This is a genomic window from Ralstonia sp. GX3-BWBA (genome assembly GCF_003290055.1).
GTDB classification, from domain to species: Bacteria; Pseudomonadota; Gammaproteobacteria; order Burkholderiales; family Burkholderiaceae; genus Ralstonia; species Ralstonia holmesii.
Window position 1 is genome coordinate 507864 of record NZ_QMKS01000004.1, and the last position, 21384, is coordinate 529247.

A 21384-nucleotide genomic window follows, 5' to 3' on the forward strand; every position below is an offset into this window, starting at 1 on the left:
TGATCAGTGATGCGCGCGCCAGCGCAGGCGGTATTCGATGAGCGTGTCGCAGGCGAGCAGGAAAAACAACAGCATGCCCTGGAACACTCCGGTAATGGCCGACGGCAGGCCCAGGCGCGATTGCGCAAGCTCGCCGCCGATATAGAACAGCGACATCACAATCGCGCCCAGCACCGTGCCGACCGGATTCAGGCGCCCGACGAATGCCACCACGATGGCGGCAAAGCCGTAGCCTGGAGAAATGGATGGCAGCAGCTGCCCGATTGGGCCCGTGACCTCGAAGGCGCCGGCAATGCCCGCCAGGCCGCCCGACATCAGCAGCGCCGTCCACAGCGCCGCACGCGACGAGAAACCCGCGTAACGGGCCGCTTGCGGCGCCAGCCCGCCCACTTGCAGGCGATAGCCCGCAAAGCTGCGGAAGACGAACAACGTCATCGCCGCCGTCATCACGAGCATGAACAGGAAGCCGACGTGCAGACGCGTGCCGGCCACGAGCGTAGGTAGAACAAATGCGCTGTCGAACACGATCGACTGCGGGAAATTCATGCCGTTCGGGTCCTTCAACGGCCCGTTGACCACGTACAGCAGCAGCAACTGCGCGATGTACGTGAGCATGAGCGAGACGAGGATCTCGTTGGCGTGGAAACGATCGCGCAGCAGCGCGGTAATGGCGGCCCACAGCGCCCCGCCGATCAGGCCGGCGACGACGGCCAGCACCAACGCAAAGCCGCCGGGGATGGCGGGCGTGGGCGTATCGAAGTAAATGATCGTGGCCGCCGCGAAGATGCCGCCGACGATGAGCTGCCCCTCCGCGCCGATGTTCCAGACGTTGGCGCGATAGCACACGGACAAGCCCAGTGCGCACAGCACCAGCGGCACGGTCTTGAGCAGCACTTCACCAATCGCGCGTTTGCTGGCCAGCGGCTCGACCAGAAACACGCGCATGCCCGCCACCGGGTCTTTGCCCAGCAGCGCGAACAGCAGCAGGCCAAACACCATCGTCAGCACCAGCGCGATCAGCGGCGAGGCATAGGCCATGGTGCGCGACGGGATTGCGCGCAGCTCCAGCGAGATCGGCAGCGCCAGGCGGCCGCCATGCATGACGTCAGCCATGGGCTACCTCCGAGGTTGCTGCCGGCGAAGCCGCCGCTTTGTCCCACATGCCGCTCATCCACAGGCCGATCTGTTCGCGGTCGGTGGCGTGCGTGGGGGTTGAAGGGGAGAGGCGCCCGTTGGCGATCACGTGTAGGCGATCGCACAGCGCAAAGAGTTCGTCGAGTTCTTCTGACACGATCAGGATGGCGCAGCCCCCGGCCTTGAGCGCGAGGATTTCGTTGTGGATCTGGGCCGCCGCGCCCACGTCCACGCCCCAGGTCGGTTGCGCGACGATGAGCACGCGCGGCGCGCATTCAATTTCGCGGCCGACGATGAATTTCTGCAGGTTGCCGCCCGACAGACTCTTGGCCAATGCATCCGGGCCGCCGGCCTTCACGCCAAATCGATTGATGATGCCGGTGGCCAGCTTGCCTGCCGCCTTCTTGTCGATGAGCCCGCCACGCACCTGCGGCGCACGCTGACGCGTCAGCAGCGTATTGGCGGCCAGCGACAGCGATGGCACAGCGCCGCGCCCGAGGCGCTCTTCCGGCACGAACGACAGTCCGCGCTTGCGGCGTGCACGCGGGTCGAGCTTGGCGACCGGCTCGTTGCCGATGCTGATGGTTTGTGCCGGGGCGCGGGTGTCTTCGCCAGACAGGGCCGCCAGGAGTTCCTGCTGCCCGTTGCCTGACACGCCCGCAATGCCGACGATCTCGCCGCTGCGCAATTGCAGTGCGATGTCACGCAACTCCGTCGCAAAGGCGTGTGCCTTGGGCAGCGACAGACCGGCCACTTCCATGCGCACTTCGCCCGGTGTGGTCTGCGGGCGCAATTCACGCGGAGGCTCGCCGCCGATCATCATGCGCGATAGCGACGCCGCCGTTTCCTGGCGCGGGTCGCACACGCCCGTGACCTTGCCCATGCGCATCACCGTGGCGGCGTGGCACAGGGCCTGAATCTCGTCGAGCTTGTGGCTGATGTAGAGGATGCTTGTGCCCTCCGCCGCCAACTGGCGCAGCGTCACGAAGAGCTTCTCGACGGCCTGCGGTGTCAGCACCGAGGTCGGTTCGTCAAGAATCAGCAGGCGCGGCTTGGTGAGCAATGCGCGCACGATTTCCACGCGCTGGCGCTCGCCGACGGACAGCGTGTGCACATGGCGATGCGGCTCCAGCGGGAGGCCGTATTTCTCGCCCGTGCTGCGCACCTGATCGGCCACGTCGCGCAGGTCGGTACCCGCGGGCAGGCCGAGCAGAATGTTCTCTGCCACCGTAAGCGTGTCGAACAACGAGAAGTGCTGGAACACCATGGCGATGCCCAGCGCGCGGGCCTGGTGCGGATTGGCGATCTCGACGCGCTGGCCGTCGAGCAGCATCTCGCCGGCGTCAGGCTGCACGGCGCCGAAGATGATCTTCATCAGCGTCGACTTGCCCGCGCCGTTTTCGCCCAGCACGGCATGGATCTCGCCCGGCGCGACTGTCAGGCTGACGCCGTCGTTGGCGACCACGCTCGGGTAGCGCTTGGTCATGCCCGTCAGCGACAGGCGTGGTGGGAGTGGTGTCACAACAGTTGGCTCGTGGTTTCCGTGCCGCTCACCGTGCAGGGTACGCAGCGGAGGCGGTCTCATTTTGGGTGTTGACGACACTTCACAGCAGGCAACGCCGATGCAGGTTCGCGCCGACGCATCGCAGCAATCATCATGGTTGTGTGATGCTTGCCATCAACAACAAATTATATCGTCCGGCACCGCACCGGACGGCGATTTCGGCCAGCTCGCGACTGCCTCGTACGAGGGGTGGCGGAGTGCAAATCCCGTGCCGGGTCCATCGGGGCCATTTGGAGGTTGCAGCTTGTCATGCCGACGTATGCAGGTTGCACGCTCAGCCCTCGGGTGGGGCGCGCAGGCCGCCTTGCACCTGGCCGGTGCGCGCCCGTGGTTCGCCACTTTGCGCTAAAGTTCTTGGTTTGCTCCGGCGCGGGCTGCACGTCTGCGCCGCGTCTCGTTCTCCCTTCATGACTGCTCCCGCTCCTGCACGATCCCGCATGCCCGGCCCGATTCCCGGCTGGCTCCTGTTGCTTGGCGCGCTCACGGCCATCGGCCCCCTGTCGGTCGACATGTACCTGCCGAGCCTGCCGACCATCGCGCGCGATCTGAATACGTCGTCGGCTGCGGCGGGGCTCACGCTGACCGTCTTCCTGATCAGCCTGGCGATCGGCCAGCTCATCTATGGCCCGGCTAGCGATCGGTTTGGCCGAAAGCCGCCGCTCTATATCGGTCTGGCGATGTACGTGGCGGCATCCATCGGTTGCGCGTTTGCCAAAGACGCCACGATGCTGGCCGTGCTGCGCGGCGTGCAGGGATTTGGCGGCTGCGCGGGCATGGTTATCGCACGCGCTGCCGTGCGTGATCGCATGGACCCGGGCGGCGCCGCGCAGGCGTATTCCACGCTGATGCTGGTGATGGGGGTGGCGCCGATCCTCGCACCGATGATTGGCGGCGCGGTGCTGCAATTCGCAACGTGGCGGGTCATCTTTGCTTTGCTGACGGCATTTGGCGTGCTGTCGCTGGTGGCCGTGCACTACCTGATGCGCGAGTCGCTGGCGCCCGAGCAGGCGCGCAAGCTGGCGGTCAGCCACGTGCTGCGCGACTACTGGGAACTCCTGCACGATCACCATTACGCCGCCTATATGTGGTGCGGCGCGGTGTTCCTGTCGGGCATGTTTGCGTACATCACCGTGTCGTCGTTCGTGCTGATCGACGGTTATGGGCTGACGCCCTCTCACTACGCGTGGGTGTTCGGCAGCAACGCGGCGGGGATGATCGCGGCCTCGCGCGTGAATGTGCGGCTGGTGCGTAAATATTCGCCGGCGCGCGTGCTGCGGCGGGCGCTGTGGGTGCCGGCCGTTACCAGCGTGCTGGCTGCTGCGGCCGCCGCTGCGGGTTTTACGCCGCTGCCGCTCGTGCTGGCGGCGCTGTTCTGCTACATCGCGTCGATCGGCTGCATCTCGCCCAACACCGGCGCCCTTGCAATGGCGGGGCAGGGCGCGCGTGCGGGTACGGGCTCGGCGCTCATGGGCGCCATGCAATTCGGCCTCGGCATGGTGACCGGTACGGTGGTTGCCGCCATCGGCCAGACCGCGCTGCCGCTGCTGGGCATGATGGCCGTGTGCGCCATCGCCGCCCTTGTTCTGGGCCTGCGCATCACGCGCGAAGAGCCCGGCGCCTGATCCTCGCGCTTCCGGCTATTCCTCTACGCCTCTTGTTCTAGAGGCGTCTTCCTCTTTTCATATGACTCGGGCATAACATGCCTGTCACGCTGACCGTGTCCGGCACCTATGATGAGTGCAGCCGGACCGCGTTCCGCCGCGACTTGGCCCTGAGCGACTAAGGGTTACTTCTTATACAGAATTTATCGACAATTTATTAACGTATCGCTTTCGTTTTCAATCGCGCATCGTTTTGCCGGGATCTTCCCGCCAACGGCGCACACGGGACGGGGGTTAAGTTGCAGTGCACGATTCACCGGCTGGGCGAACTGGCGTTGTTGTGCGAAGTGCCGCCACCGGCCACCCTGACTTGTCAGCAGCGCATCTGGGCGATGGCTTCGCGCGCGTCCAACTGGGCGGGCGTGGTCGACGTGGTGCCCGGCATGAACAACCTCACGCTCGTGTTTGGCCCGTTGGCTGATGCGCAACGATTGACCACTCAACTGCGCGAGGCCTGGGAAGAAAGCCAGGCGCTGGTGGCCGACGGCAAACTCGTCGATATCGAAGTCGCCTATGGCGGTGACGAAGGTCCCGATCTGCGCGAAGTGGCCAAGCACACCGGCCTGAGCACGGCCGAAGTCGTGCGTCGTCACACCGCGCCCGAATACATCGTCTATTTCCTGGGTTTCCAGCCGGGCTTTGCCTACATGGGCGGGCTCGACAAGTCGCTCGCCACGCCACGCCGCGCCGAGCCACGCATGGCCGTGCCGGCCGGCTCGGTGGGCATCGGCGGCGAGCAGACCGGCATCTACCCGGCCGCATCCCCCGGTGGCTGGCAATTGCTTGGTCGCACAGACGCGGCGCTCTTCATGCCGCAGCGCAATCCCCCCACGCTGCTCTCGCCTGGAGACCGCATCCGATTTGTTGCCTCGAAGGTGCGCGCATGAGTTCGAAACCCCAACCCATGATCGAGATCGTGCGGGCCGGCGTGCTGGCTTCCGTGCAAGACCTGGGCCGCACCGGCTATCGCCGCTTTGGCGTGTGCACATCCGGCGCGCTCGATCCGCTGTCGCTGTATGTGGGCAACCGCCTCGTCGGGAACCGCAGTGATGCGGCGGGCATCGAGTTCACGCTGGGCAACGCCACGCTGCGCTTCCACGCCAACGGCTTGATCGCGCTGACGGGCGCCGATTGCCGCGCCACGCTCGACGGCGCGCCGGTGCATGCATGGCGCGCCATCCCCGTGCAGCGTGGTCAGACGCTGACCTTGCGTGTGGCGCAGGGCGGTGTGCGAGCGTATCTCTGTGTGGCCGGCGGCATCGATGTGCCCGAGATGATGGGCTCGCGCAGCACCGATCTGAAAGCCGGCTTCGGCGGCCTCGAAGGGCGCCCGCTGAAGGACGGCGACAGGCTGCCGGTGTTGCCTGCAGACACGACGTACGCCCCCGACATCAGCGGCGATACCGTTGCCGTGAAGGCCGCACGCTGGACGTTCGACCGCGCGCAGAAGGACACACCCGTCATGCGCGTGCTGCCGGGTCCCGAATACGACGATTTCGTTGCCGACGCACAAGCCGCGTTCTGGGAATCGGACTGGACGCTCACGCCTAACAGCAACCGCATGGGCTTTCGCCTGCAAGGGCCGGAACTCAAGCGCAAGAAGCAGCGCAGCAGCGATCTGCTCTCGCATGGCGTGGTGCCGGGCGTGATCCAGGTGCCGCCGTCGGGCCAGCCCATTGTGCTGATGGCCGATGCGCAGACCACGGGCGGCTATCCGAAGATCGGCTCCGTCATCCTGGCCGACCAATGGCGCCTGGCGCAGATTCCGCTTGGCACGCGCGTGCGCTTTGAGCGCGTGACGCTGGAAGAGGCTGAAGCCGCCCGCGCCGACGTGGCACGGTATCTGCAGCAAATCGAAACCGCGCTGGATTGGCAGCGCCAGGGCATTTTGTCGAGCGCGCACCGCACCGCCAAGACGCGACTGAACGCCTGATGCACCGGAAGACAACACCATGACTGCAATTGATCTGAACGCCGACCTTGGCGAAGGCTGCGATACCGACGAGGCGCTCCTCACGCTGGTGAGTTCCGCCAACATCGCCTGCGGCTGGCACGCCGGCGACGTCAACACGATGCGCCAGACCGTCGGCTGGGCGCTGCGCCAGGGCGTGTCGATCGGCGCGCATCCGAGCTTTCCTGATCGCGAAAACTTCGGCCGCACCGAGATGCACCTCCCGCCCGATGAAATCTACGCGGGCGTGCTGTTCCAGATTGGCGGGCTCTCTGCCATCGTGCGTGCGCAGGGCGGCAAGCTGGCCCACGTGAAAGCGCACGGCGCGCTGTACAACCAGGCTTCGCGTGACCGGCCTCTGGCCGTCGCCATCGTGCGCGCGATCCGTGATTTCGATCCGTCGCTGGTGGTGTTCGGTCTGGCGGGCGGTGAGCTGGTCAAGGCAGCGCGCGAACTTGGTCTGCAGGCCAAGGAAGAGGTGTTTGCCGATCGCGGGTACAACGCCGACGGCTCGCTCGTCAAACGCGGCACGCCGGGTGCCTTGATCGACAGCGAAGATGCCGCGTTGGACCAGACGCTGACGATGGTGCGCGAGCAGCGCGTAAAGGCCATCGACGGCACGTGGGTTCCGATCCGCGCGGAAACGGTTTGTCTGCACGGCGACGGCGCGCATGCGCTGGCGTTCGCGCGACGCATTCGGGAACGGCTGGGCAGCGAGGGTATCGCTGTTCGCGCCGGCGCCTGAGCCACGGCCCCGTCCTTCCAACGGGGCTTTTTATTAACTTGGGGGGGGAAGCACCACATGGGTACGGCAGTGAATCTATGGCCGCTGATCGGGGTGGTCGTCATCATCGCGGGGTTCATCCTGCGATTCAATCCGATGCTGGTGGTGGCTGTGGCCGCCATCGCCACCGGCTTTGCGGCATCGATGTCCATCGGCCAGATCCTGACGGCGATCGGGACGGGCATCATCAAGACGCGGACGTTGCCGCTGATCATCCTGCTGCCGCTCGCGGTGGTGGGTTTGCTCGAGCGTCACGGCTTGCGTGAGCACGCGCAGAACTGGATCTCGCGCATCCAATCGGCCACGGTGGGTCGTCTGCTGATCGTCTACCTCGCCGTGCGCGAGCTGACGGCGGCGGCGGGCCTAACGAGCCTCGGCGGGCATCCGCAGATGGTGCGTCCGCTGCTGGCGCCAATGGCAGAAGGCGCCGCCGAAAACCGCTTCGGCAAGCTGCCGGCGCCGGTGCGCGAACGTCTGCTGGCCTTCTGCGCCGCCACGGACAACGTCGGCCTGTTCTTCGGTGAGGACATCTTCGTGGCCTTTGGCGCCATCGCGCTGATGCACACGTTCCTGCTCGGCTCGGGGATCGACGTGGAACCGCTGCACATCGCGGTGTGGGGCATCCCGACTGCGGTCTGCGCGTTCCTGATCCACTCGGTGCGCCTCAAGCGCCTGGACGGCTGGCTTGCCCGTGAAATGGGTGCCGCCGCTAACACCAACGCGGCCGCGGCCAAGCAGGGGTAAGCCATGATTCTGTCGATCAATTATCTGTACTGGCTGGCCGGGATCATCCTGACGATCACCGCGCTGATGACCTTTGCCGACAAGGGCCACCCGCGTCGCTGGACCACGGGCCTGTTCTGGGCGATCTTCGCCGTCATCTTTCTCGTTGGCGACAAGATTCCGCCGATTGCGGTGGGCGTCGGCGCCGTGGTGATGGCACTGCTGGCCGGCACGGGTGGTGTGACGCTGGGCAAGCACGGCGAACTGCCGGCAGAAGAGCGCCGCGCATCCGCCAAGCGCCTGGGCAACCGCCTGTTCATTCCGGCACTGACCATTCCGCTGGTCACTGTCATCGGCAGCGTGTTCCTCAAGGACATCAAGATTGGCGGCGATTTGCTGCTCGATCCGAAGAACCAGACCTTCGTCTCGCTGGGCCTGGGCTGCATCATCTCGCTCGCGCTGGCGTGCTGGTTGACGCGCGACACGCCGGTGCAAGCCATGCGTGAATCGCGCCGGCTGACGGAGTCGCTCGGCTGGGCGCTGGTGCTGCCGCAGATGCTGGCCATGCTGGGTCTCGTCTTCGCCGATGCCGGTGTGGGCAAGGCCGTGGCGCACCTGACCACCGCTTACATCAACATGGACTATCGCCTCGTCGCGGTCATCGTCTATTGCGTGGGCATGGCGCTGTTCACCGTCATCATGGGCAACGGCTTTGCGGCCTTCCCGGTCATGACGGGCGGCGTGGGCGTGCCGATCCTGGTGGGCGTGTTCCATGGCAACCCGGCGGTGATGGCGGCCGTCGGCATGTTCTCGGGCTACTGCGGCACGCTGATGACCCCGATGGCGGCCAACTTCAATGTCGTGCCGGCTGCGCTGCTGGAGCTTTCCGATAAGAACGCTGTGATCAAAGCGCAAGTCCCGACCGCGCTGCTGTTGCTTACAGCCAATATCGTGCTCTTGTACTTCCTGATGCTTCACTAATCGTGTTTAATGCGTCGCGTGCGGTGTGCGTCACGCGGGCGGCTCTTAGCCGGCCGACGCCACCAAGCGCGATCGCTGCCCGCGAGACAAGGGCATGCGGTCGTGTAGACCTCGCATCGTGCTCTTCTCCGGGGGGATTCATGAGCAGCCAGATGACGAGCGGCCGTTCCATGTCGGGACGCCGCTTTCTTTGTGTTCTTGCAGTCAGCGCCCTGTCGCTGATTTCCGCCGCGCAAGCCCGCGCGGAAACGCTCCGAGTGGCCACGCCGTATCCGGCCCTCAATTTCCATACGCAAAACCTGCAGGCCTTCGCCAGCGCCGTCAGTGCCGCCACCAACGGCGGGCTCAAGCTGGACGTCTATCCGAACGGGACATTGCTCAAGCCGGCCGCCATCTTTGATGGCGTCAAGGACGGCAAGGCCGAAGCGGGCGAGGTGATGCTTTCGACGCTGGCCCAGCGTGATCCGCTCTTCGGCGTGGATTCAATTCCCTTCGTGGTGTCGGGCTACAACGATGCGCGCCTGCTGTGGGATGCCTCGCGCAGCCACATCGAAGCGCTGATGAAGGCCAACGGATTGCGCCTGCTGTACGCCGTGCCCTGGCCGCCGCAGAACCTGTATTCCGAAACACCGATCGCCCGTTTGTCCGACCTGAAGGGACATCGTTTGCGCACCTATAACGCGGCGCAAAAGCGCATTGCCGAGCTGTACGGTGCGCAGGCCGTGCAGGTGGAGGCCGCCGACCTGACCGCCGCGATTGCCGGCGGCCGGATCGACACCATGGTCACCTCGCCGTCCACCGGTTTGGAAACGAAGGCTGGCCAGCGCATGACCTATTACTACAAGGTCAACGCGTGGATCCCGAAGAACGCCGTGTTCGTCAACGAGGCGCGCTTCGCCAAGCTACCGCCGGCGATGCAGCAGACCGTGCTCAAGCTCGCCAAGGAGTACGAGACGCGCGGGTGGGATTCGAGCCGCCAGACTTATGAGCGCGATGAAGCCGAACTCGCCAAGACCGGCGTGCGCGTGCTCAATCCGGACGTGACGCTGCAGGGCGATATGCGCCGCCTGGGCGAGCGTCTGACGCGCGAATGGCTGCAAACCGCGGGCACGGAGGAAGTCGACATCCTGTTGAACTTCGAGAACAAGCGCAGCAAGGCAAACTGACGCTGCAACGCGCTTGGGCATGATGTTCGACGGACGTTTATCATCGTTTTAGTCTTACGCTGCACGCAGGAGAACGTCATGCCTACCGTCCTCGTCACCGGTTTCGATCCGTTTGAGAACGAACCCATCAATCCGTCGTGGGAAGCCGTGCGCACCCTCGATGGCCAAGGAATCGCCGGTGCCGAGATTGTCGCGCGCCAGTTGCCGGCCATCTTTGGTGAATCCAACAAAGTGCTCGGCAAGTTGCTGCAGACGCTGCAGCCGGATGTGGTGATCGCCGTGGGGCAGGCTGGCGGCCGCGCCGAGATGGCCATCGAGCGCATCGCCATCAACGTCGACGACGCACGCATTGCTGACAACGCCGGTAAGCAACCCATCGATATCGCCATCGCAAGTGATGGGCCGGCCGCGTATTTTTCAACGTTACCGATCAAGGCTATCGTGCGCGAACTGCGTGCGGGCGGCGTTCCTGCATCGGTCTCGCAGACGGCGGGTACCTTTGTCTGTAACCACGTCTTCTATGGGCTGATGCATGCCATCGCCCGCCACAAGCTGCCGACGCGCGGCGGCTTTATCCACATCCCGTATCTGCCGTCGCAGGCAGCCAAGCACCCGGGGCAACCGAGTATGGCGCATGACACCATCGTCACGGGCCTGCGCATCGCCATCGAGACAACGCTGCGCACGCTGCACGACGTACGCGAAACGGGCGGCCAGCTGCACTGAGCCAGCGCAGCAGCTCGGCGCGCTGGTCAGTCCGTGAAGCGCGTATGCCGTTGCAGTTCAATGCGTGCCGACGCGCTTGGGGCCGCATAGCCAGAGGCGATTGGAGCGGTGTCGACCGGTGCCGGTTCAAGTTCGATGAACGCAGATTCGTCGTCGTGCGGTGTGGCCGGGTGTTCCAACTCGGGCAGCCTCGGCGCTGGCTCGGTAGCCCGCACAAGCTTGCGCAGCCGTATCGATTTCTCCGGCAATTGCGTCACGGCCGGCGATGCAGCAGCGATGACTGGCGCGGCAACTTCCACACCGTCCAACGCTATGTCTGGAGCCTGCGCGACGGCCGCTGCGGCTGCGGTAACGGCTTCGGATTCCTCGGGCTCGTGGGTCTCTATTAGTGCGACCTGCTCGGTAGCAAGGTTCTCGTGCGGAACGCCCGGTGTGGTTGGCTGGGCGATGACGGCCACGGTGGTCTGATCCGACACTTCGGCCTGCTGCCGATGTTGCCGATGCGGCCTGGTCTGCCAGCCAAGCAGCGCAGCGGCCAATGTGCAGGCCACGCCAATTGACAGCACGGTCATGCGTTGACGCCATTGCCCGCGGGTAGTTGCGCCGGCTTCACCGTAGGTTTTGGAGGCAGGATCGGCGGGCGTACTCACCTGTGTGCCGACGATGGCCAGCGCCTCGTCGAGTGGTGGCCCGAAAGGCGGCGGCATACGCACCAGACCCGGTAGGCGCAGGTGTCCGTCAATGATGAAGTGGGGCGATTCCAAGTCCGTCTCCGCTGATGGCCGCAGCGGACGTCAAAGCAAAGCCGGCTGCGCAAGCAGGCGCCATGCTAAGCGGTGGGTGGACGGTGGTCGATCAGATTGATCCTAAGTCGATGCGGGCCGCACCGAAGGCTGGGGAGGTCGCTGGCCTGTCGTTTCTGCGCCAAGCCAGGAATGTGAATATCGCAGACGTTTACGGTGCTGGCGACCAGTGCGGATCGTTGAGCTGCTTTTCCAGCAGGCGGATTTGCTGCTGCAGCGATTCAACCTGGGTCTGGTACGCGCGGCGCTCGATGTCCAGCGCCTTGGTCTCCTGCCGCATGGTCTGCTGCTCGGTCAGCATCTTCTGGCGCTGCGCCTGCATGATGCGCACTTCCTGGCTGAGCGATGCGGCACGCTGCTGAGCTGCCTGGGCTTCGCGCTCCAGTTGCGCCTTCTGGCCCGCCGTGACGGCGCGGCGCAGATCATCTTCGGCCCATGTCCGGGTCTGGCTCGCCAGTGTGTCGTATGCGCCTTCGGCCGGAGCGACCGACGCAAACTTGTACACACGCCACAGTTCTTTGCGATACGACAGGGCAACGTAGGCCGTGGTGTCTTCGTTGACGAGCAGCAGGCTGGTGCCGTAGTCGCCGTTGTAGGTCGTGCGCAGTTCGGTCAAGCGCTTCTGCGCCAGCAACTGCTGCAGCTCGGCAACGGTGCCGCCCGACGCAGCCGTGGACACTGCCGGCGCTTGTGGCGCGCTGGCTTGCGCGTGGACGAAACCGGCGCCTGCAACCGAGGCTGCGGCAACGAACGAGAGGGCGGTTCGGCGAAAAACGAGAGACATCGCAAGGTTCAGAAATCGGAGCCGACGCGACTATATCAGCTTTGCACTCCAGGCCCTGCGGCAAGCGGTCCGATTTGACGTTCCGCAGCTTTTGAATCATGGCGGCGTCGCGCCTCGGCGACGATGCACTGCCACTCGTTGCGGGAAACGCGCTCGCGAAACATCTCGATCAGGAAGTCGCCCAGGTTCTGACGTGGCCTGGCCATGCCAAGCGTGGCTTTCAAGCGTCTCAATTCGTTCTGCAGTCGCGTGACCCGTGCCCGCGCCTTGGCCTGTTTCAGCGAACCGGCAGGGAATGTTCTTACTGAGGCTTCGGCTGCTGCGAGCGCACGCACAAGATCGGCACGTTGCTGTTGAAGCGGCTCAGTCCCGTCGTTGCGATTACCGAGGGTATCTTGCAAAGGAGATTGCCTGTCCTCTAGGCGAGCAAGGGCGTGGCGCATTTCGATGCTCCTGTATCGGGTCTAGGTACCCGAACCCCGACGCCAATCGGGGTGGCCGGGCACAAGGCAAGGTTGGCGTACCGGCGATACAGGAAACCGGCGAGCGCGAGCGCTCCCTCACCAAGGCCCGGCCATAGGAGGCGCTTGATGAACGGGCGTAAAAAAACCGCCAGCCGGCGGTTACCCGCCTGTATCTGCTCTCGGACGCCAATCCGAGGTCACGTTGTGTGCGTGACGGGCGGCAGTATAGCGCAGGGGTTGCGCGCTATTTGTGCCAAGTCGTGAAGCTGAGATGCCCCGATGCCGACCGGGCGGCGCGTAAGCGCTCTCTCGCCAAGGCACGGCGAAGGAGAGGGCGGGTGTCAGCGGTTCTGCATCTCCTTGAGCCACAGGCTCATCAGCCCAGCGCGGCCACGCACGCCGAACTTGCGATAGACGTTTGTGATGTAGGAGTGCGTGGTTGAAACGGCAAGGCCGAGCTGTTCCGCAATCTGCTTTTCTGCGGCCTCGGTCAACAACAGTTGCAATACCCGGGACTCGTGAGGCGCCAGACGCGCCTGCAGTTGCGCCAAGGGGCTGCGCTCTGCCAGCGTCCTCGTTGCGGTGACGTTACGCGCCACGCCAATGCGCAGTTGGTGCTCGACGCTCCACTGTGCCGACCACGACAACTGGACATCGGTGCCAAGCTGGTGGCGATAGCGATTCTCGAATCCAGTGCACTTTGCACCTGCCTGAACGCGACCCGCTTCCCGTTGCGTTCTGTCGCGGTCGTCCGGCGCTACAAGCTCGAGCATGCATTGCTCGACCAGCTCGGATGGCCGATAACCAAGGATGTCCTGCCACGCCGCATTGGCGTGACGGATCCGCCCACGCTCGTCGACCAGAAAGACGCCATCCGGAAGACTATTGGCCAAAGCGATCGCGCTCACATCATTGAGGACTTCCATGGTCTGCCGCGTTTGGTTGCAATACAAAAGAGAACTGATGGCCAGGCGCCGATGTGCAATACCAAGCTGGGTCGCAATCCCAGGCAGCGACAAACAGTTGCACAAGGCTGTGATCATGACAGCGCTGCCAGCACTTGCCGCGCTCCCGGATATGTTGATCCGCGCCCGCTGCACCAAAAAAAAGCAGCCGGCACGAACGGCGTCTGCTGGCGGGTTCATGCCCTCTAATTAGCAGGGTGCCAGTCAGAATAGCGTCTGCTATCGTTCCCGACAATATACGGTGTCAGCATCATGCCAAATAAGAATGTTCAGCACCTGTGCGGTTCCATGGGACCGACGCGGGGCGGGCAACGGGGAAAACAGCAAGTCGTCTGGCCCTCGCAGGCCAAACCTGACTCGTAGACACGGGGTGAGCGGATTCTCCCCTTGTCTTTTCGAGTTGGCGATCCGGCGACATGGCTTCGGCGTTGATGCGCAAGCCCTTACCAAGAAGCTTATTGGTGAGGGAAAAATAAAAAGAGTTGTACCTTTTTTGAAGAACGGGGAAGAGTCTTCATTGCGCTCGACCAACCCCAAGCCCTGGGGGGGGCTTGGGGCGGCGCTTGCGTTCTTGGCTTTGGTTAACGGCGCGCAGCAGCCGCGGTCAGGTTATTCCATTAAGAAAAAGAATAATCAATACGTCCGTTTTGATTTAGCGCCCGACTACTATGGATTTGATTTGCAAGGTAAGGTTGTACCAAGATCGTGGACGCTATTTTGCGGTGTTGGTCGCACCGGACACGATGTGCTCCAGCACAGGGCGAAACGCAGCTGAAGCTCTAACAAATCTAGGCCGGTCTATGGCCGAGAATCCTGTCCCTCAACCGGTCGATTTCTCGACAGAGTCGAAGGAGCGCAAGAGCGCTAATCAGGTTGGCGGGGTCACGCCCGCTCCTCGCGAATTTCCCCGCGCCATGCCTACCGTAAAACGTCTTCTCAACGAGCGTTTCGGCAAGGCCACCTTGCGTGAACTTTCAGAAAAGCTGGGTTTGGACGACGTCACTCCGCAACTGCTGTCGTCTTCCATCGCGGGCAACGGGGCGAAGCGCGTTCGTCTGGCCATTGCCAAGGCGCTTGGAGAGGATCCCGATGCGCTTTGGCCGATGGCACGGCATTAGCAGGGACTCGCGTTCGAGCGCAGTGCACGCACTTTGTGGCCAAGCTTTTGCGCGAAGTTACGGACGCTCGCCAAGCTGTGAACCCGTGCACGTCGCGAATCTTGGGGGGCTACATGTTCCGACACACAAGCCCCTAGAGCGTCGCTTGTTCAGATGGTACCTTGCGCAGCTTGTCGGATCGGGGCTCTCTCGGGCCCGGACTTAGGTCGTCCGCTGGTAGACATGGGCGTGTTCAAGCTTGCGGTTTCGAGGTAGCCGCCGCTTGCGTTAGTTTGTGCTCCACCAGGTGAGCTGTGGTCTGTGACCTCTCGGCGTTGCGCCTCGTTTTGGAGGAAATGAGGCGCCGTGTCGGCTCTTCAATAAGGTGATAGCAGAGGGCTGAAAGTCCTGTTAGCGCCACGAACGTGATAGCCCATACCTGTAGTGGATTCGATGCGGCGCTCCACCTCGCGACCAGACTGTCGTGCCATGTTGCAAGAGAGAGTAGCAACAGCAACTGCATCGAGTAGAACGAATAGCTGATGTGGCCAAGATAGGTGAATGCCTTGCTGCTCATAAGTGCGAAGACGGGCCCGCGCCGTAGACTGCCCGCGTAATAGATGCTCGCAGCCAGAAGCGGCACGGTAATCCAGTGGTCCGCTATGTTCGGCTGGTTCGGGTTCGTGTAGCCGACGGCGAGCAGATACCCGAAGAGGGCGGCTGTGCACGCGAGAAGGCCAATCGATGCGCCCTTTGCGGGGCCTCTAGCGCAATAGATTGATCCGGCAGCGATGCCCAGTAAGAACTCCGGGAAGCGATAGGCTGGGATGGCGTAGTACACCGGAAAGGCTGACGTCATCATCCCCGAGTGGAAAACCAACGAGATTGTCGATGTGAGCAACCATGCGCCGACGCCCAGGAATGCTAAGCCCCGCAGTTTCAGCTTCGAGACATACGGGAAAATCAACGGGAAGAGGGCGTAGAAGAATGCTTCCGCTGAAATCGACCAACTGCCCCCAGCGTTCCAGATATTGAAAGTCTCGGGGAACCATGCCTGCAACAGCAGCATGTTGGTGACGACGTGAAACGCAACGTACGAGGTGGTTGGGCCGCCCTCGAAGCGCGCTGCGCTTGAGATAAGCCACGGAAGTGTGACAAGAGCTGCAAGCACATACACCGGGTAGATACGCGCGAAGCGCGTCAGGTAGTACCGTCCTGGCTGCGGTGGCTCCTTGTAATAGCGCATTGCCATTACGAAGCCAGATAAAACAAAGAAAACGCTCATTCCCAACGCGCCTCGCAGGACGATAGCTTTCGCTTGCCAGCTTTCCGCTATTGGCCAGCGGCCCAAGCTCATGTGATAGCAGAACACATAGAATGCCGCGACGAATCTGAGAGAGGTGAGTGGTCTATTTTCCATTTTGCGTGCCCGCCAATCGTGTCGGATTATAGGCGCGGCCATCATCAAGTCCGCGCTGTCTAAAGCGCGGCGGACGTCGTTATTTCGGCGAACGCTTGGTCGATTGCGAGCGCCTGCATGGGGAGGGCACTTTGCTTCAGACGGCCCTCGCGAATGCGGGGCGGCCATCCGTTGGTTTTCGTTGACGCGTCTATTGACCCAAACTCACCTAAAAATACAAGTGTGGGGTGTGTTGTAGGTAGTGCCTACACCGGGGAAAAGATTATTGCCGTGTGAGGCTTTGCGGGAAGTTTTGGCGGAAGCGGTGAGATTCGGCGTCTAAAACAAATAGTCGCTCCAACTCAAGGAGTTTTAGCGATGCTCGAAACGCGATGTGTACCAGCCAAATAGACCACGAACTGTACCATCTCTCCGACATGCGGTGGCGCATTGGTTTGCTGGTGGCTCAACCGAGCGCAGCCAGGCGAGGTGGAGGGACTCATCGCTCGTTGCCCCGATGAGCTTCGTAAGCACTTGTTGGCACTACTCAGGGACGTGCCAATGAACTTCCCGCGCGCGGTGTTTGGGATTTCCTGCCTAATGCAGCACCTTCGGCCAGCCGACGGGGGCTGGTCGTGGGCTAGCGACGAAGCCCGCCATGGCGTGCAGATTCAAAGGGCGTGGTAGCTGCGTCGCCCTCTGCTAGCGCCCTTGTCAGCTTCCTGGCTGCCCTAGGCTCCACAGGAACGGTGTCGAGCGAGTCAAGCTGGGTGACCGGACGAGACGACCGCCGTCGCCCACCGGCTTCTACTATAGCGTGAGGCCATCCAGCACCTGGGCATAGGGCTTGAGTGCGGGGTAGCCTTTGAGCAGATGCTTCGGGTCGAGCCCAATGCCATAGGTGCTGTTCAAGAGAATGCCAAACGCGATACAGCCTCGCGAACCCGAGCTACCAAATCGCCCGTCTCCTAAGCGCTTGGTATCCGGCGCGCGATGGCGCTACCATCCACGGATAAAGTGCGTGCTCGATAGCGCTTTCTGGGGGGATGGTGATGGCTCAAACTACACAGCAGCCCACGGCACGCATGCTCCGTATCGGGTGCGCAGCGGCGCTGGGGCTTCTCACCGTCTTGACTGGCTGTGGGCCGAAAAGCGTCTCCGGCGGATATCTCGGTAAAACGCCCGGCACCGTCGTCTGGCTCCAGCTGGTCGAGACGCCGGACAAGCACATCACTGGCCAGCTCAACACGTCGACCATCGACAAAGATGGCAAGCTGCTTTACATCACGGCGCCAGTCACCGGAGCTGTTGATGGGCAGTCCATCAGTCTGTCGGTCAAGCGTGATGTCCTCCTGGCGGCCACCGTGCAGCTCGGAGGCACGGTCAACGGTGACACCTTGAACCTGCGTGGAGGCCCGACCGGCGACGAGGTCATCCTTCATCGGGCGAAGGACGATGAGTTTGCGGCTGACAAGCAGGAGCTTGCTGAGCAATCGCAGCGCTTTCTCGCAGCCAAGGCGGAGGCCGAACAGCGTGCTGAAACCGCGCGCCGGGAGAAGCAGCAGCTTGATGAGGTCCGCAGCCTTACCCAGAGCGTGAACAGGATGAATGCTGACCTGCCGCGGCGAGTCGCGCAGCTGTTGACTGCGGAAAAGGCGTACGCGGACATCACCACAAAAATGCGCGGACTCGTTCGTCGCCAGCAGGAGCTGGCCGGCAATCCCGGCGCTTTCGTCGCCCGCACCCAGGTGGTGGTGAACCTGAATCAAAACCTGGTGAACTCAAACCAGGCGCACATTTCAGCCGGCTGGGCCGCTCAGTCCTTGCGTACCGACATCAAACCGGTGATAGACCGTCTGACTACCGCCGAGCAAACTTGCCATCGGGCCGGGGCTGCAGGCTCCTCGGCCAACGAGGCCTGTCAGGCGCTCTTGGCTGTCGCGCCAGCGGCTGACCTCAATGCGCAAGCAGCGAATAGCGCGATTGCGCGAGTGGAAGCGGCGTATGACCGCGAACGTAGCCAGCAGGAGGAGTTGTTTCGCACCGCGCAGGAGCTGCAGTAGGGCGCCCGTGTAGAAAGGAACGCCGCTTCTCGAGGATTACCGGGCGGTCGCGGTAGTCATGTCAGGTGTGCCCTGGCATGCTCCTGCCCGCAACCCGACTTACCTAAAGGACGTGCAATGGGCTTTTGGAGTTCACTATTCGGCGGCAACAACAAAGCCGTCGAGCCGGCACCGGTCGAGCACCAGTCTATTGAATCAATGTCGTTCGCTCAGATTATTGAATATCTGCACAACCTGAAAGGGGCAATGTCTCAGTCGGTGGCGCTAGGTTTGCATGAACGCCTGCATGAAATTGCGCTATTCGACCATGATGTTGACCAGCAAGTACGCGTATGGGCGATGCAGGTGGTAGATAGGCTGACCAAGGACATCCAGGCTGCCAATGCGAATAACCCTGACCTCCTGCGAAATCTGGACCAGGCCACCCAGCTCACGATGGAGCGGGCGCGGCTCGGCGGCGTAGGCTCACTTGCCTGGCTCCTGAAGGAGCATGACATTCCGAACGCGGAGGTTGTTTCGTTCGTGATGAAGCCAGAACACGGCCACCTGGTGTCCAGTTTTATTGCTGCCGTGGGGCCGCAGACAGTCGCAAAAGTGAAAGATGCCCTGGTCAAGAATCTGATACTGGCCCGACGCTACGGGAGTTGCACGAACGCCGTGCTGACTCTCCATGGATTGGCCGCCAAAGGTGACCACGCTACGGTAGCCTTGTTTGACAAAGACGAGTTTGCTGCCCTCGTGAATGTTCCTGACGATTATGCCGCTGGTCGCGAGCTGTTGGTCAACCTGGGGCTGCTTCCCGTCGAGAGCAGCGCCTTGCCGTTTGTGCCGGTCCATGACAAAAACCACCTCATCCAGCTCATGGTCGCGGTATACAAAGAGCGTGACGTCGCCGCCAAAGCAGACCCGCGGATGACATCTGCCTCCGGGGACAGGCGGGAGGTTCTGCAGACCGCGCTCGCCATCCAACGGCTGCATTTGATTCGGCGCATGGTGGCGCAGGTTCACGGCGAGGAGATGAGCAAGGCTTTGTTGGAAGCCCTCTCAGAGGGACTTGCTCGCGATACCGCCAAGCAGTTCGATGAGATTGTGGCAAAACTGGAAGTCACGGCGCCCGGCACGCCGATGGATTTCATGCTGCTCGACCAGTTCATGGCTCTGGGCGGAATTAGCCCCGCAACGCAGGACGATTTTGAGCGCGAACGCCCTTGGATGGAAATGTGCTCAGACTGGCTCAATAGCGAACGTGTTGAGGTGCTGGATTACACGCGATACCTCCTACGCTGGAACTCTGACCATACGCCGCCGCAATCGAGAACTGAGGCTGACCAATCCATATCCGCCTTCATCCACAAGACCTACCTGGAACAGGGCGCGAAAGCTGGTTTTGCGGAACAGACGGTTCCCTATTTGGAAGACTGGGTTGGCATAGCCGGTTGAAGCCGGCCGTGCAGGCCAGGCCGGCCGTTGATTCTTGCATTGTGGCCGGTAATAGGGGTATCCGCCTGAAAGTGCGGATATAGCGTCAGAGCCGAACTTGGCCTCTGAGTAGTGCGTCAGGGAGCTTGCGCATCCCATGTCCGTATTTGCGGTCTGTGGATTTGTGGCTAATTTGGCCGACCAGTTGATTGAGATGGGGCGGAGGCCTATGAAAGCGACCTTCTATGGCGCCCTGGTTCGCGCGGGTTAGAACAGGTCGCCGCTGCCTGGTGGCGCCTTTGGGGGCATCTTCTTGGCTGCCTTTCGCTCAATTGGAGCCGGCGCCGCCTCCATGAGTTCAGCTGGGAATAGCGACAAGAAGCTGCGCGCCACCTCGGGGTCCCGGCATGCAAGCCACTCATCCCATTTGTCTCTGGCCAGCATGACGACCCCGCGCTTCTCCTTAGGAGAGCCGTCCGGGTTCGTCGGCTTGTGCATGCGCTTGAAGATGGCGTGGTCGTCTGCGTTCAGTGTCAGCATTGCAAACGCGTACCGCACCGGCCCACCGCCAGGCGACTCCCAAGTGCGCCAGATGCCGGCGATGCCGAATTCGCTCTCGCCCTTAATCCAGATTTTGTGCCGGACGTTGTGGCCGGTTTCATAGCAAGGCTCATACACGGCATCGACCGGCACGATGCAAAGGTTGCATGCCCGCCAGAACTTCCCGAACATGCGATTGGTGCTGACCGTTTCCGCACGCGCATTCACGGGATTGGGCATGCCGGAGCGAGCGTACTCGGCAGGTGCGAATCCGAAGTTGGCCACGACGCAGTCTTGTCCGCCGTCCTTGTTGATGAGGATGAGCGGTGAGTCGTAGTCGGGGAATGTCTCGGGCGGGTACTCAAGCGGAGCGCCAAGGCCCAGGAGCACCCTCAAGCGTTCGACCTTAGCCGGCGCGTAGTTCGTACACATGACGCAGTTCCTCGTGTGCAAGGATGCGATGGACCATTGTAGGCACTGTTCACGGCGGCATCTTTCCGCATGTGTCCAGCTCGATTTCCCATTCCAGCAACCAGGACTCCGCGGCCAGCTCTCTGCGAAGGGAGCCAAGGATGATGCCTATGTCGGTTGTGCCTTCACCTGGTGGCATGGACTGCTCGAGCTGCCGTGCACGCATGACGACAACCTGAAGGCATCTGATTTCCCATAAGAGGCGGCGCACAACAGGGTCATGACCATACCGCTGCTGAATCTCCCGCAGGCGCTTGCGGGTGAGCGCCGGGAAGCGTTGCCGTAGTGGAAACGTCATTGTGGGACCCCAAGCTTGGCCGGGCTACCGGCGGCCGCGCGACAGGCGCTTCAGTGCCTGTACCTCTTCTGTCGACCAATCAAGTGGCCGCTCCCACAAACATGGTTCGGCGAACAACGCCGAGTCCAGCGCGTTCAATCTCGCCAAAAACGGCCTGTCGATACCCCACATACGAGCCAAAGTGGTAACGCCGTAGGCCTGCCGGGCAATGTCTTGCAGGCGGTAAATTTCCCACAGCAAGTCGCGCACATCTGGCGAGGGATTGCGCTGCCATATGGCCCGCAGCGCAGCTGCAGAAAGCTTCTTACGCTGGGCTGCCGGGGTTGGAAAGTCGCGCGCTGCCATGGTTTAATACTGTATATGCATACAGTATCGACGGCCGGCGGCGTCT

22 protein-coding genes are annotated in these 21384 nt (G+C 62.6%); 12 read left to right on the forward strand and 10 right to left on the reverse strand.

Going from position 1 to position 21384, the window contains the following annotated elements; genetic code table 11:
• Positions 1 to 3: 3 nt before the first annotated feature.
• Both DOD19_RS04090 and DOD19_RS04095 read right to left on the reverse strand, forming a co-directional pair.
• Positions 4 to 1113, reverse strand: coding sequence for an ABC transporter permease (locus tag DOD19_RS04090; RefSeq protein WP_112184124.1), 1110 nt, complete (start codon positions 1111 to 1113; stop codon positions 4 to 6).
• Positions 1106 to 2620 (reverse strand): ABC transporter ATP-binding protein, encoded by a 1515-nt coding sequence (locus DOD19_RS04095; protein ID WP_112184337.1) that lies wholly within the window; start codon positions 2618 to 2620, stop codon positions 1106 to 1108. The genes DOD19_RS04090 and DOD19_RS04095 overlap by 8 nt, the downstream gene beginning before the upstream one ends.
• 485 nt (positions 2621 to 3105) lie before the next feature.
• Here DOD19_RS04095 and DOD19_RS04100 point away from each other — a divergent pair, with 485 nt between their 5' ends.
• The 8 genes from DOD19_RS04100 to pcp all read left to right on the forward strand — a co-directional run bounded on the left by DOD19_RS04100 (position 3106) and on the right by pcp (position 10690).
• Entirely contained in the window at positions 3106 to 4320 is a 1215-nt protein-coding gene (locus tag DOD19_RS04100; protein ID WP_204360027.1) for a multidrug effflux MFS transporter, read from the forward strand.
• Between the two features lie 278 nt (positions 4321 to 4598).
• A complete protein-coding gene (pxpB, locus tag DOD19_RS04105) occupies positions 4599 to 5246 on the forward strand; it encodes a 5-oxoprolinase subunit PxpB (RefSeq protein ID WP_112184128.1) in 648 nt (215 codons plus the stop codon).
• Positions 5243 to 6292: a biotin-dependent carboxyltransferase family protein gene (locus DOD19_RS04110; protein ID WP_112184130.1), complete on the forward strand. Its 1050-nt coding sequence runs from the start codon at positions 5243 to 5245 to the stop codon at positions 6290 to 6292. Before pxpB ends, DOD19_RS04110 begins: the two co-directional genes overlap by 4 nt.
• 19 nt (positions 6293 to 6311) lie before the next feature.
• Positions 6312 to 7055 carry a 5-oxoprolinase subunit PxpA gene (gene pxpA / locus DOD19_RS04115; protein ID WP_024975214.1) on the forward strand — a complete coding sequence of 248 codons (744 nt, stop codon included), beginning with the start codon at positions 6312 to 6314 and terminating at the stop codon, positions 7053 to 7055.
• 57 nt (positions 7056 to 7112) lie between these two features.
• Positions 7113 to 7838 carry a DUF969 domain-containing protein gene (locus DOD19_RS04120; RefSeq protein ID WP_024975215.1) on the forward strand — a complete coding sequence of 242 codons (726 nt, stop codon included), beginning with the start codon at positions 7113 to 7115 and terminating at the stop codon, positions 7836 to 7838.
• A 3-nt stretch (positions 7839 to 7841) separates the two neighbouring features.
• Complete coding sequence (locus tag DOD19_RS04125; protein WP_024975216.1) at positions 7842 to 8798, forward strand: DUF979 domain-containing protein; 957 nt, start codon at positions 7842 to 7844, stop codon at positions 8796 to 8798.
• Positions 8799 to 8938: 140 nt separating this feature from the next.
• Positions 8939 to 9964 (forward strand): TRAP transporter substrate-binding protein, encoded by a 1026-nt coding sequence (locus tag DOD19_RS04130; RefSeq protein WP_112184132.1) that lies wholly within the window; start codon positions 8939 to 8941, stop codon positions 9962 to 9964.
• 78 nt (positions 9965 to 10042) lie between these two features.
• Positions 10043 to 10690, forward strand: a complete 648-nt coding sequence (pcp, locus tag DOD19_RS04135; protein WP_112184134.1) for a pyroglutamyl-peptidase I — start codon at positions 10043 to 10045, stop codon at positions 10688 to 10690.
• Between the two features lie 26 nt (positions 10691 to 10716).
• Here pcp and DOD19_RS04140 read toward each other — a convergent pair whose 3' ends face one another.
• From DOD19_RS04140 to DOD19_RS04160, 4 genes are all read right to left on the reverse strand, one after another.
• Positions 10717 to 11454 (reverse strand): ribonuclease E, encoded by a 738-nt coding sequence (locus DOD19_RS04140; protein WP_239497957.1) that lies wholly within the window; start codon positions 11452 to 11454, stop codon positions 10717 to 10719.
• A 190-nt stretch (positions 11455 to 11644) separates the two neighbouring features.
• Positions 11645 to 12277: a DUF2968 domain-containing protein gene (locus DOD19_RS04145; protein ID WP_024975220.1), complete on the reverse strand. Its 633-nt coding sequence runs from the start codon at positions 12275 to 12277 to the stop codon at positions 11645 to 11647.
• A gap of 35 nt (positions 12278 to 12312) precedes the next feature.
• Positions 12313 to 12720: a hypothetical protein gene (locus DOD19_RS04150; protein WP_024975221.1), complete on the reverse strand. Its 408-nt coding sequence runs from the start codon at positions 12718 to 12720 to the stop codon at positions 12313 to 12315.
• A gap of 362 nt (positions 12721 to 13082) precedes the next feature.
• A complete protein-coding gene (locus tag DOD19_RS04160; protein WP_239497958.1) occupies positions 13083 to 13886 on the reverse strand; it encodes a PAS domain S-box protein in 804 nt (267 codons plus the stop codon).
• Positions 13887 to 14076: 190 nt separating this feature from the next.
• On the opposite strand from DOD19_RS04160, the gene DOD19_RS27475 reads away from it, so the two are divergent.
• Together DOD19_RS27475 and DOD19_RS04165 are read left to right on the forward strand one after the other, a co-directional pair.
• Positions 14077 to 14481: a hypothetical protein gene (locus DOD19_RS27475; RefSeq protein ID WP_162634338.1), complete on the forward strand. Its 405-nt coding sequence runs from the start codon at positions 14077 to 14079 to the stop codon at positions 14479 to 14481.
• Between the two features lie 25 nt (positions 14482 to 14506).
• Positions 14507 to 14824, forward strand: a complete 318-nt coding sequence (locus DOD19_RS04165) for a hypothetical protein (RefSeq protein WP_112184138.1) — start codon at positions 14507 to 14509, stop codon at positions 14822 to 14824.
• A 232-nt stretch (positions 14825 to 15056) separates the two neighbouring features.
• On the opposite strand, the gene DOD19_RS04170 is transcribed toward DOD19_RS04165, so the two are convergent.
• Positions 15057 to 16391, reverse strand: coding sequence for an acyltransferase (locus tag DOD19_RS04170; protein WP_112184140.1), 1335 nt, complete (start codon positions 16389 to 16391; stop codon positions 15057 to 15059).
• 896 nt (positions 16392 to 17287) lie between these two features.
• On the opposite strand from DOD19_RS04170, the gene DOD19_RS04175 reads away from it, so the two are divergent.
• Positions 17288 to 18265: a hypothetical protein gene (locus DOD19_RS04175; RefSeq protein WP_162634340.1), complete on the forward strand. Its 978-nt coding sequence runs from the start codon at positions 17288 to 17290 to the stop codon at positions 18263 to 18265.
• A 117-nt stretch (positions 18266 to 18382) separates the two neighbouring features.
• Complete coding sequence (locus DOD19_RS04180) at positions 18383 to 19705, forward strand: hypothetical protein (RefSeq protein ID WP_112184143.1); 1323 nt, start codon at positions 18383 to 18385, stop codon at positions 19703 to 19705.
• Positions 19706 to 19951: 246 nt separating this feature from the next.
• Here DOD19_RS04180 and DOD19_RS04185 read toward each other — a convergent pair whose 3' ends face one another.
• From DOD19_RS04185 to DOD19_RS04195, 3 genes are read right to left on the reverse strand one after another with little or no spacing between them, the layout of a single operon-like run.
• A complete protein-coding gene (locus tag DOD19_RS04185; RefSeq protein WP_112184145.1) occupies positions 19952 to 20656 on the reverse strand; it encodes an SOS response-associated peptidase family protein in 705 nt (234 codons plus the stop codon).
• 49 nt (positions 20657 to 20705) lie between these two features.
• Positions 20706 to 20993, reverse strand: coding sequence for a hypothetical protein (locus DOD19_RS04190; protein ID WP_112184147.1), 288 nt, complete (start codon positions 20991 to 20993; stop codon positions 20706 to 20708).
• 24 nt (positions 20994 to 21017) lie between these two features.
• Positions 21018 to 21338 (reverse strand): hypothetical protein, encoded by a 321-nt coding sequence (locus DOD19_RS04195; RefSeq protein WP_112184149.1) that lies wholly within the window; start codon positions 21336 to 21338, stop codon positions 21018 to 21020.
• Between the last annotated feature and the right edge of the window lie 46 nt (positions 21339 to 21384).

Coding starts and splice junctions, on each gene's coding strand:
- DOD19_RS04090 (WP_112184124.1), bottom strand. CDS start 1,113: ATGGCTGACGTCATGCATGGCGGCCGCCTGGCGCTGCCGATCTCGCTG.
- DOD19_RS04095 (WP_112184337.1), bottom strand. CDS start 2,620: ATGACCAAGCGCTACCCGAGCGTGGTCGCCAACGACGGCGTCAGCCTG.
- DOD19_RS04100 (WP_204360027.1), top strand. CDS start 3,106: ATGACTGCTCCCGCTCCTGCACGATCCCGCATGCCCGGCCCGATTCCC.
- DOD19_RS04110 (WP_112184130.1), top strand. CDS start 5,243: ATGAGTTCGAAACCCCAACCCATGATCGAGATCGTGCGGGCCGGCGTG.
- pxpA (WP_024975214.1), top strand. CDS start 6,312: ATGACTGCAATTGATCTGAACGCCGACCTTGGCGAAGGCTGCGATACC.
- DOD19_RS04120 (WP_024975215.1), top strand. CDS start 7,113: ATGGGTACGGCAGTGAATCTATGGCCGCTGATCGGGGTGGTCGTCATC.
- DOD19_RS04125 (WP_024975216.1), top strand. CDS start 7,842: ATGATTCTGTCGATCAATTATCTGTACTGGCTGGCCGGGATCATCCTG.
- DOD19_RS04130 (WP_112184132.1), top strand. CDS start 8,939: ATGAGCAGCCAGATGACGAGCGGCCGTTCCATGTCGGGACGCCGCTTT.
- pcp (WP_112184134.1), top strand. CDS start 10,043: ATGCCTACCGTCCTCGTCACCGGTTTCGATCCGTTTGAGAACGAACCC.
- DOD19_RS04145 (WP_024975220.1), bottom strand. CDS start 12,277: ATGTCTCTCGTTTTTCGCCGAACCGCCCTCTCGTTCGTTGCCGCAGCC.
- DOD19_RS04150 (WP_024975221.1), bottom strand. CDS start 12,720: ATGCGCCACGCCCTTGCTCGCCTAGAGGACAGGCAATCTCCTTTGCAA.
- DOD19_RS04160 (WP_239497958.1), bottom strand. CDS start 13,886: ATGAACCCGCCAGCAGACGCCGTTCGTGCCGGCTGCTTTTTTTTGGTG.
- DOD19_RS04165 (WP_112184138.1), top strand. CDS start 14,507: ATGGCCGAGAATCCTGTCCCTCAACCGGTCGATTTCTCGACAGAGTCG.
- DOD19_RS04170 (WP_112184140.1), bottom strand. CDS start 16,391: ATGGCCGCCCCGCATTCGCGAGGGCCGTCTGAAGCAAAGTGCCCTCCC.
- DOD19_RS04175 (WP_162634340.1), top strand. CDS start 17,288: ATGCTCCGTATCGGGTGCGCAGCGGCGCTGGGGCTTCTCACCGTCTTG.
- DOD19_RS04180 (WP_112184143.1), top strand. CDS start 18,383: ATGGGCTTTTGGAGTTCACTATTCGGCGGCAACAACAAAGCCGTCGAG.
- DOD19_RS04185 (WP_112184145.1), bottom strand. CDS start 20,656: ATGTGTACGAACTACGCGCCGGCTAAGGTCGAACGCTTGAGGGTGCTC.
- DOD19_RS04190 (WP_112184147.1), bottom strand. CDS start 20,993: ATGACGTTTCCACTACGGCAACGCTTCCCGGCGCTCACCCGCAAGCGC.
- DOD19_RS04195 (WP_112184149.1), bottom strand. CDS start 21,338: ATGGCAGCGCGCGACTTTCCAACCCCGGCAGCCCAGCGTAAGAAGCTT.